The organism is Blautia sp. HCN-1074 (assembly GCF_037890165.1).
Classification (GTDB): Bacteria; Bacillota; Clostridia; order Lachnospirales; family Lachnospiraceae; genus Blautia_A.
In genome coordinates this window covers 63,783-79,918 of sequence record NZ_JBBKBP010000013.1, presented here as the reverse complement: position 1 = coordinate 79,918, position 16,136 = coordinate 63,783, and the positions used below count along the sequence as shown (strand labels likewise).

The window sequence follows — 16,136 nt, the reverse complement described above, 5'->3', positions numbered from 1 at the left end:
AACAGAATATGTTCAAGGTAGTTTGAGAGTAAAATATTATAATAGGAAACGATAGCATCCAAGGTTTATACAACTTGGGTGCTTTTTTATGGAAAAGATTGAAATGGTATGGTAGAATAATTAGAAATGTTTAACTATATAAATATTGATAAAATGTGATGGAGAATAAAATGAGAGATGACTTTAGTGAAGCAACTAAAAAGGAATTAGCTGCAATGGTCGGATACAAATGCTCGAATCCATGTTGCAGAAGAACAACAATTGGGCCGAAACTATCTGGTGAGGGAACTATTAATTTAGGAGAGGCAGCTCATATAAAAGCTGCTTCTCCGGGAGGAAAAAGGTATGATCCAGATATGACACCTGAAGAAAGAGCGGGTTATGAAAATGGAATTTGGATGTGTCGTACCCATGCAGCATTAATAGATAGAGATGAAAAATATTTTACTGTGGAATTATTATATAAATGGAAACAAAAGGCAGAAGAAAGTGCTGGTAAAGAATTAATTGAAGGTGAGGGGACAATAAGAAAATGTAAATTTAGAATGAATATTTTTTATAGAGATTTAAAGGAATATATATCTGCAATGGAATTATTCAAAATGCGAAGAGGAGTTGTAATTAATACACAAATGCTTCCTATTCAAAATAATTGGGAAGAACATTTAGAAGAAATTTCAGAGTTGATTGGACCGGAACTGACAGCAACTTTATATAATATTAATCGAATAGTAGAGGAATTTAGGTTAACGATGGAAGAAGAAGCAAGGCGATTGAAGGGAGGTCCAAAATTAGATTACATATCAGTTATTTATTGTCAAAAGCAAGATTTTTTTATGGATAAAATGCAAGAATGGCTTACAAAGGATTTATTGGAAACAATAAAGTTCTATACGGAGATATAAATTTCTGACAGTAGTCTGCACCCCCTAAACTGACTACGATTTGACTACTACAGACGGAAGTGATTTGCTTCATTTTGCACTTTTTTGCAAAAAATGTAGTAAATGAGAAGAAAACTACGATGCCATGAAATGCTGATAAAACCTTGCAAAATACGGCATTTCACGGCAGTTTGAGAGGAGAAAAAACAATGATTCGAGTACTTTTCGTATGCCACGGCAATATCTGCCGTTCACCAATGGCAGAATTTATTTTCAAAGATATGGTATCAAAACGAGGTCTTGCGGATCAATTTTATATTGCATCTGCCGCGACCAGTACAGAGGAAATCTGGAATGGAATAGGAAATCCGGTGTATCCTCCTGCGAGGGAGGAGCTTGCTAGGCATGGAATCAGTTGCAAAGGTAAGAGAGCAGTGCAGTTGACAAAAGCGGATTATGATAAGTATGACTATATTCTTGGTATGGATCATTGGAATCTGAAGAATATGTTGAGAATACTGAAAGCGGATCCGGAGGGAAAGGTCAAGCTTCTTTTGGATTACAGTGATAATCCGCGGGATATCGCAGACCCATGGTATACAGGTGGATTTGATGTCACATATTCAGATGTAGTGGAGGGCTGTGAAGCTTTTTTGAGGTACTTGCAAAATATAAAAAAACTGTAAAACCTTTTGTCGATGGAATTTACTTTACAAATGGCTGGGACTATTTTATACTATGTCTACAGCGACTCTTAAGGGGGCTTTCGCTCCCTTATTTCTTTTTCCTGAAAGGGAAGTCAACGTTCAAATCAGGGCATCCTGCCCGCATTATTTTCAAAGCAAGAAAGGAAACTGAATATGCAGAAAGACTATGATACATTCGTAGAGAAACTGGAGATTGGTATTTATGAGGCCACAGGAATTCCAAGAGAAAATATTTCTTTTGAGAAAGAAGGCGGGAGATTTGCGCCTGTAGGAGACAGACTGCTGGTGAAGTTTGCCGAGCACGATGATGCATGGGAAGTCTGCGGACTTTATACACAGGAATTATTTAAATCTTATCAAAGTGGCAGCTCATTTGAGGAGATTATGACTGAGATTACAGATGATCTGAAGAGGATTAAAAAGGCTGATATTTATGAGAAAACAAAAGTAATCAAAGATTATGAAAAAACAAAGCCGCGTTTATTTATCAGACTGTTAAATGCCAATAAATATGCAGCAGATTTGCAGGATGCGGTTTATAAAACTCTTGGAGATATTGCGCTTGTGCTTTATATGAAAGTTACTGAATATGAGGGATGTGTAACCAGTACGAAAATCCGCCTGGGAATGCTGGAACAATGGGGAAGAGACAGTGATGAGGTATTTAAGGAAGCATTACTCAATACGTACTTTATGAGCCCACCGAGAATTTACAGATGGGAGCAGATGATCTTTAATCCGGAATATGAAGGCGAGAGTTTTATGAATCTGGGAGATAAATGTGAATTAAAAAGAGATGCGATGGGAAATTGTTTAAGTACTACCAAGAAGACGAATGGAGCAGTTGCAGTGTTTTTGCCCGGGGTGGCAGAACAGCTTGCGTATATGCTGGATTCTGATTTCTACATGGTATTTACAAGCGTACACGAGGTGATGATTCATAATGACAAATTTGTGGAGCCTGAAGACTTGCAGTATGTTTTGGAAGATACCATTAAAGAAGCCACACCTAAGGAAGATTATCTTACATCCAGAATTTATCAGTATAATAGAGAGACACACAAATTTATTTGTGTAACATCTTTAGATGAGTGAATATAGTATTTGAATGATGGGATATGATTTTTGTTGTATTGATGCTAGTACAGCGAAAATTAAGTTTCTGCTATATTGACGCAGGATGATTTCTTCAGCTGCAAGGCGGAGGAATGGGACGTAGCGGTGGCTACGGCGACCGATGACAACGCGGAAATAAGAAATTTAGATGCAAGATTGTTCGAGAAATCAACTTGTCGGTACACTAGATATATAACCTTTGTTGAAGATAAAGTAGCGTGTTGGGAAGGGGAGTGTCCATTTGAAATATTAGTTGGTATTGTGTAATGCCGTTGCTTGTTAATAATATAAGAAGCAATAAAATAGTGTGAGATAAAATATGAGAGTATTCGTTAAAAGAATACTCTCATAGTAAAATTCTTATGTGTAATTAAAAATGGCAATTATCCAAGCAGTGCGGAGTCGTTACTGAATTCTTCGCCGCTTGCACGTTCAAACTGATCCAGAAGGTCTTTGACAGTCAGTTTTTTCTTTTCTTCACCCTGAATGTCCAGAATGATTTTACCTTCCATCATCATGATCAGACGATTGCCATGTGCAATGGCATCTTTCATATTGTGGGTGATCATCAGAGTTGTAAGGCAATCACGATTTACGATCATATCTGTGATTTCAAGAACCTTTGCGGCTGTTTTCGGATCAAGGGCAGCGGTGTGCTCATCCAGAAGCAGAAGTTTCGGTTTCTGGAGTGTCGCCATAAGAAGGGTAAGCGCCTGTCTCTGTCCACCGGAGAGGAGTCCTACTTTGGAGGTAAGTCTGTCTTCCAGACCAAGACCGAGAATTTTGAGAAGTTCTCTGTATTCTTCTCGTTCTGCTTTTGTAATTCCGGAGCGGAGAAGACGGGATTTTCCACGACGTTTTGCAAGTGCAAGGTTTTCTTCAATACCCATGGTGGCAGCAGTTCCGGTCATCGGATCCTGGAATACACGTCCAAGGTATGTGGCACGCTTGTGTTCGGAAAGTTTGGTAACATCAATATTGTCGATAAGGATCTGTCCTTCATCAACCGGCCATGTTCCTGCAACAGCATTTAACATAGTAGATTTACCGGCACCGTTTCCACCGATGACTGTGACAAAGTCTCCTTCGTTCAGTTTAAGATTCAGGCCATTTAAAGCACGCTTTTCATTGATGGTTCCCGGGTTAAATGTTTTATAGATGTTTTTTAATTCAAGCATTTTTATTTACCTCCCCTTTTTACCGGTTTGTTGAAATATTTGCCTTTCCAGTATGGGAACGCAAGGAAGAGGGCAACAACGATTGCGGAAAGCATCTTCAGCAGGTCCGTATCAATACCCATCCAGATAACGACCTGAAGTACCAGATAGTACAGGATGGAGCCAAGGATAACAGCGGTCAGGCGAAGTGCAAAGTTACGGAAAACACGTCCGAAGATTGCCTCACCGATAATAACAGCAGCCAGACCGATAACGATGGAACCACGTCCCATGTTGATATCTGCAAAACCCTGATACTGTGCAAGGAGAGCGCTTGAAAGCCCTACCAGACCGTTGGAGATCATAAGACCGAGAACTTTGTTCCTGTTTGTGTTGATACCCTGGGCACGTGACATATTTGGGTTACATCCGGTTGCTCTTAAAGAACATCCAAGTTCTGTTCCAAAAAACCAGTATAAAATTGCAATCAGAACAATACACATGATTGCTACGATAAAGATGGTGTTTTTGGAAAGGGATGTGTTTTTAATATGACGCAGAGAAACCAGAAGATTGTATTTATCAACATTGATTGCCTGGTTTGCTTTTCCCATAATTTTCAGGTTGACAGAGTATAAAGATAACTGTGTCAAAATTCCGGCAAGGATTGCAGGAATTCCCATAAATGTATGGAAAATTCCAGTAACAAGACCAGCAAGCATTCCTGCGAGAGTAGCGGCGAGCATGGAAATCCAGACATTATGTCCGGAAAGCATCATCATTATACATACTGCACCACCGGTACACATGGTACCATCTACAGTAAGGTCTGCGATATCGAGAATGCGGAATGTCAGATAAACACCGATTGCCATGATTCCCCAGATCAGACCTTGTGCCACAGCGCCCGGAAGCGCAGCTATTAACGTCATAATTTGCATTTGTAATTTCCTCCTGTTGAGATGCGAAAAGCGAGAGAGGTAAAAAACCTTTCCCGCTGATAGCATATAAGTTAAATTTTCGTAACTGTGTTGTTACTGAACAGTTACAAATTTTCGTTCAGAATTATTCAGCAGCCTCTTCAGTTGCATCATCTTCAGCAGTTTCAGCAGTAGCTTCGTCTGCTGCATCTGCATCGTCAGATGCTTCTTCTGTATCTTCAGCAGCTTCGCCGATTGCTACATAATCATCAGGAACTGTGATGCCAAGTTCTTCACAGATATCTTTATTGTATTCTTTTGTGAAGTTTGGTGCATATTCGATTGGCATTGTAGAAATATCTTCCCCGTCTTTTAAGATTTTAACTGCCATTTTACCGGTTGTAACACCAAGATCATAGTAGCTGATGGAAAGTGTTGCAACACCACATCCTTCGCAGATACCTTCTTCACCTGTGATTACCGGAACCTTTGCCGGAAGGCAGATGTTGTTGATGATTTCAGTGTTAGATGCAACTGTGTTATCTGTCGGTACATAGATTACATCACTGGCATCAGCAGCTGTTGTAGCAACAGAAGAAAGGTCATTGGAATCAGAGAATGCATAATATTCACATGTATATCCCAGTTCTTCCAAAGCAGCTTTTACTGTATCTACCTGATACTGTGAGTTTGCTTCTGCGGAGCAGTAGAGGAGACCTACATTTTTAGCATCAGGGAAAAGTTCCTGAAGCATTGCAGCCTGTTCATCAAGTGGTGCAAGGTCAGCAGTTCCGGAAATATTGCCACCTACAGTTCCGTCGAAATCATCAAGTCCGAGTGCAACACCATATTCTGTAACAGAAGTACCAAGAATCGGAATATCGCTTGTTCCGGCTGCTGCAGCCTGAAGAGCTGGAGTTGCGTTTGCGAGGATCAGGTCAACATTGTTGGAAACAAAGCTGTTAACAATTGTAGAACAAGTATTGGAATCGCCCTGTGCATTCTGTTCGTCAAATGTAACGGCATCTTCGCCAAGTTCTTTGATTACTTCATCCTTAAATCCCTGTGTTGCAGCGTCAAGAGCGTCATGCTGTACAAGCTGGCAGATACCGATTGTATATTTGTCTCCGTCAGCGGCACTTGCTGTTACTGCGCAGGTTCCCATAGCCATGACTGCCGCAAGAGTAATTGCTAATGCTTTTCTTTTCATATTATATATCCTCCTAAAAATAATATTTTTGATTTAACCAAATCAGGCAAATAGAAAAATGGATTGTGAATATTCGCCTGACTAAAAGTAATCTCTTACTTTGTCGAAAAAACACTTCGACGTTTTAAAGTATAACGCTTTAATGTTAAAAAGTCAAGCGATTGTTGCCAGGTGGTTTGTATGATTGCTTTTTCATGTTACTGGGCACGGAGTGAACAGTAAGATTTTTATTTCATATATTAAATAGAAAGAAAATTAAAAGGCAGTGTGTCATTATGGCGTATTCGATTATGCTGGATGCGGGGCATGGCGGCCAGGATCCGGGAGCTGTATATAAGGGAAGACAGGAAAAGGATGATAATCTTAAACTGGCACTTGCTGTGGGGAATATATTAAAAAATAATGGAATTGACGTTTCTTATACCCGCACAGGAGATATTTATCAGACACCTTTTGAAAAAGCACAGCTTGCAAATCAGGCAGGTGTAGATTATTTTATTTCATTTCATAGGAACAGTAGTCCTAAAGATAATCAGTATAATGGGGCAGAAGTGCTGATATATGATAAAAGTGGGATAAAATATCAGATGGCAGAAAATATTCTGGGAGCTTTAGGGGAAGCAGGTTTTCGGGAAATTGGAGTAAAAGAAAGGCCAGGACTGGTGGTGCTCCGTCGGACCAGGATGCCGGCTCTTTTGATAGAGACTGGATTTATTAATTCAGATGAAGATAATAAGTTGTTTGATGAGAAATTCAATGAGATCGCGCAGGGAATCGCAGATGCGATCTTAGGAACTTTGGATGAAGAGACAGTGCAGGAACCGCTCTATTACAGAGTACAGACGGGAGTATTTAGAAAAAGAGAAAATGCAGACAGAATGTTGTATCAGTTGTTGGAAAAGGGATATCCGTCATTTATCTTGCATGAAGATGGATTTTATAAGGTTCAGACAGGGGCATATCAGCAGATTGGTAATGCGGTAAATATGGAACAGAGACTTAGAGATGATGGATACAGTACCATTATTGTGACAAAATAAATGTATAGTATACCAACTTGCCAATATACCAGAAGGAAGAAATATGCTATAATTTATAGAAAATAATTGATAAAAGATATATTAATGGTTACTGTTCATATATCACTATCCCGCGAAGCGTGTTACTGAGAACGGGATGAACAGTAACTATTAATGAGAACAGGGCGAATAGTGAAAAACAAAAGAGGGAGAGTTAATAAACGATGAAGGATGCATATGCGGAATTTTTGAAAAATGCAGAGGAATTCATTTTTGCAGAGAATACACCAGAAAAATCAGATATTATTTTTGTACCGGGAAATGGTTATCCTCAAATGGCTGAATGTGCAGCGCAACTTTTCAGAGAAGGTATGGCTGAATGGATTTTGCCAAGTGGAAAATACAGTGTGGTGAATGGGGAATTTTCGGGAGTTCTTGAGAAGTCAGATATTTATAATAAAGAATATGAGACAGAATGGGAATTTCTTAAAGAGGTTCTTATAAAAAATGGTGTTCCGGAGGAAAAAATCCTGAGGGAAGATCAGGCAACTTTTACGTATGAAAATGCAATTTATTCCAGACAGATAACTGACCAGATGGGACTGGAAATAAAAAAGGCAATTTTGTGCTGCAAATCGTATCATTCCAGAAGATGCCTGATGTATTATCAGATTTTATACCCGGAAACACAATTTTATGTAGTACCTGTGGTTGCAGATGGAATCGCCAGAGAGAACTGGCGGGAGAGTGAAGAAGGAATCGATGTTGTTACAGGAGAACTCTCCAGAATCGTGAAACAATTTTCACTGATGCTGGAGAGATGATATTATTTCTGTTCTTCTGTTTCGGTTTTTTGCTCAGGAAGCCAGATGTGGACAAGTTCGATTCTATTTTTGTCCAGATGGTCAACAACCAGGCGGATACCGTTTTCAAGTGTAACTGACTGGCCTTCCTTTGGCAGACAGTCAAGCTGTTCTATAATATATCCGCCAATAGAGTCGTAATCTTCAGATTCCAGATTGATATGCAGAGTTTCGTTGATATCGTCAAGTTTAGCAGAGCCTTGGACTATATATTCTCTGTCAGGCTGTATTTCCTTTATATCTTCGACTTCGTCCTCGTCATATTCATCCCGGATCTCACCTACGATTTCTTCAAGCAGGTCTTCTAATGTGACGAGCCCGGCAGTTGCGCCGTATTCATCAAGAACGATTGCAAGATTGACAGATGCCTTACGCATTTCAATCATGAGATCTGCGGTAGCCTTATATTCGTAAGTAAAGTAAGGCTCACGCAGGATATTGCGGATAGAAAAGGGTTTATCTTTTGGATAAATAAGAAGATCTTTCATATTGATTATGCCGATTACGTTATCTGTGTTATCTTCATAAACCGGAAAACGGGTATGCATATCTTCACTGAAGATCTCCATAAGTTCATCATAAGTGGAATCGACATTCACAAAGGTCATGTCAATTCGTGGAATCATTACGTCTCTGGCGGTAGAGTCACCGAAATCGAATACATTATAGATCATTTGTTTTTCTTCGTTTTCAATAACGCCCTCTTCCTGACCGACATTAACGAGGGTACGCAGCTCATGTTCTGTCATGGCATTTGCTTTTGCATTCGGATCGATATGGAACAGTAAAAGTACACCGGAGGTTATTTTAGTTACGATAAACACAACCGGGGTAAGAATGAACATAAATCCATAAATAATTCTGGCATATGCAAGTGCAAGTTTTTCTGCATGGATGGTAGCCATGTTCTTAGGTGTGATCTCACCGAAAATCAAGATCAGTAAAGTAAGGATTCCGGTTGCGATGCCGACATATGCATTACCGAGAACTTTGATGGTGAGTGTGGTCATAAGAGAGGAAACAGACATATTTACAATGTTGTTTCCTATTAATACAGCACTGAGCATTTTAGGCGAGTCAGAGATTACTTTTTCCAGAATAATAGCCCGCTTATCTCCCTGCTCAGAAAGAGACTGTATCCGGATTTTATTTACAGTTGTCATAGCAGTTTCGGCAGAAGAAAAAAATGAAGAAAGAGCAATCAGTATGATGATTGCCACTGCCTGAAAAACAATACCTGAGTCCAAAGTTTTTTCACTCCTTTTGATTATGATAGTTGAGAGTATGGCTAGTGTACCAACAAGTTGATTTCTTGAACAATCTTACGTCTAAATTTCTTATTTCCGCGTTGTCGTCAATCGCCGTAGCCACCGCTACGCCTCTCTCCTTTGCCTTGAAATAAGAAAATTTATACTGCAAGATTGTTTCAAGAATCAACTTGTCGGTACACTAAATCAAAAAGACAAGGACTTCTTTTCTTAATTGATTAGATTCTCTCAAAAAATATTTAAGCAAAATATACATGATTTCCTATAAAAAATCAAGAAAAAGCTTACTTATAAAAAATAATGCAAAAAAAATTTAAATGAGGGGTGTTGAAAAAGTAAGATTTGTGTTATAATTCATTCGGCTAAAATCAAAAAAAATATTACAAAATATTTACAAAACAATAAAAATTTGATAGTATATACAAATATACGATATTATTATATAATTATAATGCCGTATAAAAAAGAAATATAAATGATACCAAGGTTAAAAGTTCAAAAACTGTTCGTGCCTGCACGATAAAGCTTTTGAACTGGTAGTGCCAGATATTGGAAAATAAACTGAATTTGAACGGCATATTTAGGTTCAGATATAAATAGCAGATGATACGGGTTAAAGATATCTGCTTAATATATAACATATAAACAAGAAAGATAAATGAAAAACAGAGGTGCGAAATGTCTAATAACATAAATAGAATGAAAAGAAATAAATTAACAGGGAAAAAAATGGGAATTCTTGCGGCAGCAGCTTTAACAGCAGCTTTGATCACAGGAAGTGTACCTGTTGTGACCGAACCAGTCAGTGCGGCTGAATCACAGGAAAAGGTGTCTGATGCACTGATACCGGATAATATTACAATTGATCAGCCTACAGAACTTGCGAATATAGCACTTCCGATAACTGAACATGGAACTCTTGAATGGGCAGATGGAAGTTTTGTTCCGACACAGAGAGTACAGGCTTGCGAGGTGTTTCTTATACCAGCAGAGGGACAGGATCTGAGTCATGCAGAAGGATGGGATTCAGAGGCGGGAGCAGTTGTTGGATATATTAATGTAGTGGTGAATGGCATTGATGACAGCAGTTCCACAGATGCGACAGGGGATTCAGAGGATACTAAGGATCAGGAAACGCCATCAGAGACTCCGGCTGAAGAAGAAAAAAATACTTCCGATAACAAAGATGGTAAATCTGATGAAGTGAATTCGGCTAAAGCAAATAAAGATAACACGGATAAGGAAAATAAAGACGAAAACAGTAAAAAAGAAAACGACACACAGAATGATAAGGATAAAAACAGCAAAGAAAATAGTACAGACAAGAGTTCAGACAGCGCAGATGTTACCGGCAAATTAGAAATTGCAGATGACACGACACAGGATACTGCTGATGAGAAAAAAAATGATTCAGACAACACAGATAGCAAGGATGATAACATTTTCGACAATCCTGTATTACCAGACGAAAAAGATAACCGTCCGACAGATGTGGAAGATAACCTGTCAGATGAAGAAAAAGAAGAGCGGGCAGAGATTAACCATACCTGTGACGGTATCACAGTAAGTGGCGCTAATCTTCCTTGGTATGTGCAGTTCAGAGTATCAAGCGGGGACAGCTATCAGTTCACAAATGAATCCGATGCGATGATTTTCCAGTCTTATGAATTTGAACTCTGGGATCTTCAGAATGACACAGAATATGAAATTCCAAGTGGAGAGTATGTCAGCGTAACTGTACCGGTGAAATCTGGATATGAGTATACAATTGAGCATCTTCTGGATAATGGTGCAACTGAGACAATCATTCCAAGCGTGGAAGATGGAATCATGGTGTTTAGCACGCATTCTTTCAGTCCGTTTGGAATTGCCGGAAGCAGACAGCTGGTAGGTCCGGATACCGGAGATGATTCAAACAGTGCCGGGACAGTGACACCTACTCCGGCTTCATCTGATACGCAGGAACAGTCTTCTGATACAGGTAAAAATAATACAGTGTCAATTAATACTAATTCTGACAATAATAATACTTCTTCATTATCCGCACAGACAGACAGTTCTTCGGGAAATGAAACCGCTAAGAATAATAATGCGGTAAATACCGGTGATACAACAACAATTCTGCCATTTGTAATACTGGTGGTGGCTGCGGCAGTAATCATCGGAGTGGTTGTGTTTGTAAAGAAGAAAAAGAAATAAGATAAAAGTGTAGAAGAAAACAGAAAATAAAATTTTGAATAACATATATTTCTCTCCCATATAGTTTAACAGGAGGGAAGTATATGAGAGTCAGAACGATTTTGAAATCATTATTATTTGCGTATGCACTAACTGGGGTAGCATTACTGCTCCTGGCGTTTCTACTGTTTACTTTTGATCTTGGAGAGACGGCAGTGGACATAGGAATTATCGTTGTCTATGTGTTTGCCTGCTTCATGGGAGGCTTTATGGCCGGTAAAATTACACATAGAGATAAATATCTGTGGGGAGTTGTAACAGGTCTGGCCTACTATGTGTTATTGCTGGCAGTTTCCTTTACAGTAAAGGGGCATTGGGACATGAGTCTGGCACATGCGGTTACTACATTTTTCATGTGTGCGGGCGGTGGAACACTTGGTGGAATGCTGTCGTAAAAAAAAGCTTTCAAAATTAAAAAATATATGATATACTATGCCAAGAATATAATTACATAAGGAGGATAGAGTTATGGAACATATCAAAACCCTGAATACAAAGAATTTACAGAACACAGTAAAGAAAGGTGGATGTGGCGAGTGCCAGACTTCCTGCCAGTCCGCATGTAAAACTTCCTGTACAGTAGGAAACCAGAGCTGTGAGCAGAAATAAGATCAGCTATGGAGAAATGAGATAAGCAGCGGAGTGGAAACTCCGCTGCTTATCTTACGCTTAGAAAGGATTTTAGTTAAAATGAGTCTGATTCACCGTTATAAAAGCAATGGCTTTAATATTGTGCTGGACATCAACAGTGGATGTATTCATCTGGTAGATGAGGTTACATATGAAGCGCTTCCTTACCTGGAAGAAGGCCTGGACGCAGAAGCTATTGCAGAGAAACTGGGAAACAAATATAAGAAAGAAGATATCGAAACATCTGTAAAGGAATGTAATAAGCTGAAAGAAGATGGAATGCTTTTTACAAAAGATGTTTACGAGAATGCAATTGAAGAATTTTCAAATAACCGGCAGACCGTTGTAAAAGCATTGTGCCTGCACATTGCGCATGACTGCAATCTGGCCTGCCGTTATTGTTTTGCCGAAGAGGGAGAGTATCATGGCAGAAGAGCCCTGATGTCTTATGAAGTCGGCAAGAAAGCACTTGATTTCCTGATCGCAAATTCAGGATCCAGAAGAAACCTGGAAGTGGATTTCTTTGGCGGAGAGCCATTGATGAACTGGCAGGTTGTAAAAGATCTGGTAAAATACGGCAGAGAGCAGGAGAAGATTCATAATAAGAACTTCCGTTTTACACTTACTACAAACGGCGTTCTGCTTAATGATGAAGTAATGGAATTCTGCAATAAAGAAATGGCAAATGTTGTACTGAGTGTGGATGGACGTAAGGAAGTACATGATTATATGCGTCCGTTCAGAAAAGGTGCCGGAAGCTATGACCTGATCATGCCGAAATTCCAGAAGTTTGCAGAATCCAGAAATCAGGACAAGTATTATGTAAGAGGTACATTTACACATCATAATCTTGATTTCTCAAAAGATGTGCTTCATCTGGCAGATCTGGGATTTAAACAGATTTCTGTAGAGCCGGTAGTCGCAGCAGATACAGAGGAATATGCGATCCGTGAGGAGGATATTCCGCAGATCATAGAAGAGTATGATGCTCTTGCAAAAGAAATGATCAAGAGAGAAAAAGAGGGAAGAGGATTTAATTTCTTCCACTTTATGATCGATCTGACAGGTGGTCCATGCGTTTACAAGAGACTGTCTGGCTGCGGTTCAGGAACAGAATACCTGGCTGTAACACCATGGGGTGACCTTTACCCATGTCATCAGTTCGTTGGTGAAGAAAAATATCTGATGGGAAATGTAGACGAGGGTATCGTAAAACCAGAGATTCAGAAAGAATTTGGCGGATGCAACGTTTATACAAAGAAAGATTGCAAGAATTGTTTTGCACGTTTCTACTGCAGTGGCGGATGTGCGGCAAATGCATTCCATTTCCAGGGAGATATCAAAGGTAATTATGAAATCGGATGCGAACTCCAGAGAAAACGTGTGGAGTGCGCTATCATGATAAAAGCCGCACTGGCATGTGATTAATCAGCAGGGATGCTGGTTGATAGCGTGATCTGCCGGCTGTTATCATAATAGAAAATGGCCCGGTACATCAATATTTGTTCATAACCGAATCACTTCTTCGATTATGTGCAGGTAGTGAAAGCAGGTAAAGAATATCTGCTTGATGGATGTACATGCAGATGGACACATGACCGCGGACAAATAATCAAGAAGGGAAAAGAACTATGAAGAAAAGTAAAGGAATCGTAGTGCTGCTTCTGACACTGATCCTGACTGTGTTCTTTTGCTTTACTGCAGCCGTAGGTATCGGTCCTACCGGAACCGGTGCAGCAAAACATATCAACACAGGTCTTGATCTTGCCGGTGGTGTCAGCATTACCTACCAGGCCAAGGAAAGTAATCCGACAAGCGAGGAAATGTCAGATACTATCTACAAGCTCCAGAAGCGTGTAGAACAGTACAGTACAGAAGCTCAGGTATATCAGGAAGGATCAGACCGTATCACAGTTGAGATTCCTGGTGTTACAGATGCAGATACCATTCTGAACGATCTGGGTAAACCAGGTTCTCTGTATTTTATCACTCAGCAGGATGCTGACGGAAACCAGAACTTTACAACAGGACAGAACGGCTATGTTCTTTCCAGAACAATGGATGAGATTAAAGAATCCGGAAGTGTTGTTCTGGAGGGCTCTGATGTGGCAGATGCACAGGGTGGTGCCATTCAGAATCAGAACACAAGCGCAAAAGAGTATGTAGTAAGTCTTACACTTACTTCTGACGGAGACAACAGTGGTAAGGCAAAGTTTGCAGAAGCTACAAAAGAGAATGTAGGCAAGCAGATAGCGATTGTTTACGATAATCAGATCATCAGTGCTCCGAACGTAAATGAGGAGATTTCCGGTGGAAAAGCACAGATTAGTGGTATGTCTGATCTGGAAGAAGCACAGAACCTTGCTTCTTATATCCGTATCGGTTCCCTGGGACTGGAACTGGAAGAACTTCGTTCCAGTGTTGTAGCTGCACAGCTTGGTGAGGAAGCAATTTCTACAAGTGTTCTTGCAGGTGCTATCGGCCTTATCATTGTTATTATTTTCATGATCATTGTATACCGCGTACCTGGTGTTGTTGCAGGTGTTGCGCTGATCCTTTATACATCATTGATGCTGATTACACTGAATGCCTTTGACATCACACTTACTCTTCCGGGTATTGCGGGTATTATCCTGGGTATCGGTATGGCGGTGGATGCCAACGTTATTATTTATGCACGTATCCGTGAGGAGATCGGTGCAGGTGTATCCGTAAGAAATTCCATCAAATCCGGTTTCAGCAAAGCTTTCTCCGCGATCTTCGATGGAAATATCACAACTCTGATTGCTGCATTCGTGCTGATGTGGCTTGGATCCGGTACAGTTAAGGGCTTTGCTTATACTCTTGCTCTTGGTATCGTAATCTCTATGTTTACAGCTTTAGTTGTATCACGTCTGGTTGTGAACGCGCTTTATGCAGTTGGAGTTCGCGATGCGAAATTCTACGGAGCTGCTAAAGAACGTAAGGTAGTAGATTTCCTTGGAAAGAAGAAAGTATTCTTCATTATTTCCATTATCCTTATTCTTAGCGGTCCGGTAGCAATGTTTATTCATTCAAATGCCGGAAATAAAGCTTTGAATTACAGCCTTGAGTTCTCAGGTGGTACTTCTACAACTGTTACATTTAATGAGGACATGGACATTAAGACAATTGACTCTGAGGTAACACCAGTTGTTGAAGATGTAACAGGCGATAAGAACGTTCAGCCTACAAAAGTAGTAGGAACAAATCAGGTTGTAATTAAGACACGTTCTCTGGAACAGAGCGAGCGTGAGGCGCTTAAAGATGCACTGGTTGAGAAATTTGGTGTAGATGAGAGCACAATTTCCACAGAGAGTATTTCTTCTACAGTAAGTAAGGAAATGCGTCAGGATGCGATTGTAGCGGTTATCGTAGCTACAATCTGTATGCTCCTTTATATCTGGTTCAGATTTAAAGACATCCGTTTTGCAAGCAGTGCGGTACTTGCACTTCTGCATGATGTTTTAGTTGTACTTGCTTTCTATGCAATCGCGAGAGTATCCGTAGGTAATACATTTATTGCCTGCATGCTTACGATTGTAGGTTATTCCATTAACGCTACGATCGTTATCTTCGACCGTATCCGTGAGAATCTGCACAGCGGTTCCAGAGAGAAACTGGCAGAGATTGTAAATGCAAGTATCACTCAGACACTTACAAGAAGTATTTATACTTCCTTTACAACTTTCGTTATGGTAGCTGTTCTTTATATCATGGGTGTTTCTTCTATCCGTGAGTTCGCAGCACCTCTGATGGTTGGTGTTCTTGTCGGTGCATATTCTTCTGTATGCATTACAGGTGCATTATGGTATGTAATGAAAAAGAAATTTGTAGGAAAAGGACAGCCGGCGATTGCCACAGTTTCCACATCCGGAAAATCTTCTTCTAAACCTAAAAAAGCACGTGACGTATCGCAGAAAGATCCGACTCAGCCTAAGAAGAAAAACAGAAAAAGAGTAGCTGAGCGTCTGGCAGCTGAAGAAGCTGCAAAAAATCAGCAAAATGATGATGCTGAACAGAAATAGAATATTCATCTGATTTAAATGTTCAGATACATACCGTCCCGGGGGATAATCCCCGGGACATTTTTTATAAACGTATTG

The 16,136-nt window shown here is 39.9% G+C and carries 14 protein-coding genes; 10 read left to right on the top strand and 4 right to left on the bottom strand.

The features are described from left to right. Positions 1-170 precede the first annotated feature (170 nt). The 3 genes from WKT11_RS11955 (at position 171) to WKT11_RS11945 (ending at position 2,686) form a co-directional block, all read left to right on the top strand. Positions 171-905 carry a hypothetical protein gene (locus WKT11_RS11955; RefSeq protein WP_117844273.1) on the top strand — a complete coding sequence of 245 codons (735 nt, stop codon included), beginning with the start codon at positions 171-173 and terminating at the stop codon, positions 903-905. Positions 906-1,093: 188 nt separating this feature from the next. Beyond that, positions 1,094-1,570 carry a low molecular weight protein-tyrosine-phosphatase gene (locus WKT11_RS11950; RefSeq protein ID WP_117844274.1) on the top strand — a complete coding sequence of 159 codons (477 nt, stop codon included), beginning with the start codon at positions 1,094-1,096 and terminating at the stop codon, positions 1,568-1,570. Between the two features lie 174 nt (positions 1,571-1,744). Continuing rightward, a complete protein-coding gene (locus tag WKT11_RS11945; RefSeq protein WP_117675458.1) occupies positions 1,745-2,686 on the top strand; it encodes a DUF5688 family protein in 942 nt (313 codons plus the stop codon). A 404-nt stretch (positions 2,687-3,090) separates the two neighbouring features. On the opposite strand, the gene WKT11_RS11940 is transcribed toward WKT11_RS11945, so the two are convergent. From WKT11_RS11940 to WKT11_RS11930, 3 genes are all read right to left on the bottom strand, one after another. After that, positions 3,091-3,885 (bottom strand): ABC transporter ATP-binding protein, encoded by a 795-nt coding sequence (locus tag WKT11_RS11940; RefSeq protein ID WP_118137493.1) that lies wholly within the window; start codon positions 3,883-3,885, stop codon positions 3,091-3,093. A gap of 2 nt (positions 3,886-3,887) precedes the next feature. After that, entirely contained in the window at positions 3,888-4,805 is a 918-nt protein-coding gene (locus WKT11_RS11935) for an ABC transporter permease (protein WP_117675454.1), read from the bottom strand. Positions 4,806-4,929: 124 nt separating this feature from the next. After that, positions 4,930-5,994, bottom strand: a complete 1,065-nt coding sequence (locus WKT11_RS11930) for an ABC transporter substrate-binding protein (protein ID WP_118137491.1) — start codon at positions 5,992-5,994, stop codon at positions 4,930-4,932. A gap of 275 nt (positions 5,995-6,269) precedes the next feature. Between WKT11_RS11930 and WKT11_RS11925 the strand changes: the two genes are divergently transcribed. Continuing rightward, complete coding sequence (locus tag WKT11_RS11925) at positions 6,270-7,034, top strand: N-acetylmuramoyl-L-alanine amidase (protein WP_117675451.1); 765 nt, start codon at positions 6,270-6,272, stop codon at positions 7,032-7,034. Between the two features lie 203 nt (positions 7,035-7,237). Then, positions 7,238-7,837, top strand: coding sequence for a YdcF family protein (locus WKT11_RS11920; protein ID WP_117844278.1), 600 nt, complete (start codon positions 7,238-7,240; stop codon positions 7,835-7,837). Positions 7,838-7,839: 2 nt separating this feature from the next. Here the strand turns inward: WKT11_RS11920 and WKT11_RS11915 are convergent, their stop codons facing one another. Beyond that, positions 7,840-9,123: an HlyC/CorC family transporter gene (locus WKT11_RS11915; RefSeq protein ID WP_117844279.1), complete on the bottom strand. Its 1,284-nt coding sequence runs from the start codon at positions 9,121-9,123 to the stop codon at positions 7,840-7,842. A 720-nt stretch (positions 9,124-9,843) separates the two neighbouring features. On the opposite strand from WKT11_RS11915, the gene WKT11_RS11910 reads away from it, so the two are divergent. The 5 genes from WKT11_RS11910 (at position 9,844) to secD (ending at position 16,058) form a co-directional block, all read left to right on the top strand. After that, on the top strand, positions 9,844-11,343 hold the full coding sequence (locus tag WKT11_RS11910) for an MSCRAMM family adhesin SdrC (protein ID WP_243010085.1): 1,500 nt from the start codon (positions 9,844-9,846) through the stop codon (positions 11,341-11,343). A gap of 83 nt (positions 11,344-11,426) precedes the next feature. After that, a complete protein-coding gene (locus tag WKT11_RS11905) occupies positions 11,427-11,777 on the top strand; it encodes a TIGR04086 family membrane protein (protein WP_117675443.1) in 351 nt (116 codons plus the stop codon). A 73-nt stretch (positions 11,778-11,850) separates the two neighbouring features. Next, positions 11,851-11,991, top strand: coding sequence for a six-cysteine ranthipeptide SCIFF (gene scfA, locus WKT11_RS11900; RefSeq protein WP_008703734.1), 141 nt, complete (start codon positions 11,851-11,853; stop codon positions 11,989-11,991). A gap of 81 nt (positions 11,992-12,072) precedes the next feature. Next, entirely contained in the window at positions 12,073-13,440 is a 1,368-nt protein-coding gene (scfB, locus tag WKT11_RS11895) for a thioether cross-link-forming SCIFF peptide maturase (RefSeq protein ID WP_178413182.1), read from the top strand. Between the two features lie 203 nt (positions 13,441-13,643). Further along, positions 13,644-16,058, top strand: coding sequence for a protein translocase subunit SecD (secD, locus tag WKT11_RS11890; protein WP_118137489.1), 2,415 nt, complete (start codon positions 13,644-13,646; stop codon positions 16,056-16,058). Positions 16,059-16,136 lie beyond the last annotated feature (78 nt).

Bases quoted from the DNA above. Each gene is read 5' to 3' on its own strand.
- WKT11_RS11945 (WP_117675458.1), top strand. From the start codon at position 1,745: ATGCAGAAAGACTATGATACATTCGTAGAGAAACTGGAGATTGGTATT.
- WKT11_RS11940 (WP_118137493.1), bottom strand. From the start codon at position 3,885: ATGCTTGAATTAAAAAACATCTATAAAACATTTAACCCGGGAACCATC.
- secD (WP_118137489.1), top strand. From the start codon at position 13,644: ATGAAGAAAAGTAAAGGAATCGTAGTGCTGCTTCTGACACTGATCCTG.
- WKT11_RS11955 (WP_117844273.1), top strand. From the start codon at position 171: ATGAGAGATGACTTTAGTGAAGCAACTAAAAAGGAATTAGCTGCAATG.
- scfA (WP_008703734.1), top strand. From the start codon at position 11,851: ATGGAACATATCAAAACCCTGAATACAAAGAATTTACAGAACACAGTA.
- WKT11_RS11910 (WP_243010085.1), top strand. From the start codon at position 9,844: ATGAAAAGAAATAAATTAACAGGGAAAAAAATGGGAATTCTTGCGGCA.
- WKT11_RS11950 (WP_117844274.1), top strand. From the start codon at position 1,094: ATGATTCGAGTACTTTTCGTATGCCACGGCAATATCTGCCGTTCACCA.
- WKT11_RS11930 (WP_118137491.1), bottom strand. From the start codon at position 5,994: ATGAAAAGAAAAGCATTAGCAATTACTCTTGCGGCAGTCATGGCTATG.
- WKT11_RS11925 (WP_117675451.1), top strand. From the start codon at position 6,270: ATGGCGTATTCGATTATGCTGGATGCGGGGCATGGCGGCCAGGATCCG.
- WKT11_RS11920 (WP_117844278.1), top strand. From the start codon at position 7,238: ATGAAGGATGCATATGCGGAATTTTTGAAAAATGCAGAGGAATTCATT.
- WKT11_RS11935 (WP_117675454.1), bottom strand. From the start codon at position 4,805: ATGCAAATTATGACGTTAATAGCTGCGCTTCCGGGCGCTGTGGCACAA.
- scfB (WP_178413182.1), top strand. From the start codon at position 12,073: ATGAGTCTGATTCACCGTTATAAAAGCAATGGCTTTAATATTGTGCTG.
- WKT11_RS11905 (WP_117675443.1), top strand. From the start codon at position 11,427: ATGAGAGTCAGAACGATTTTGAAATCATTATTATTTGCGTATGCACTA.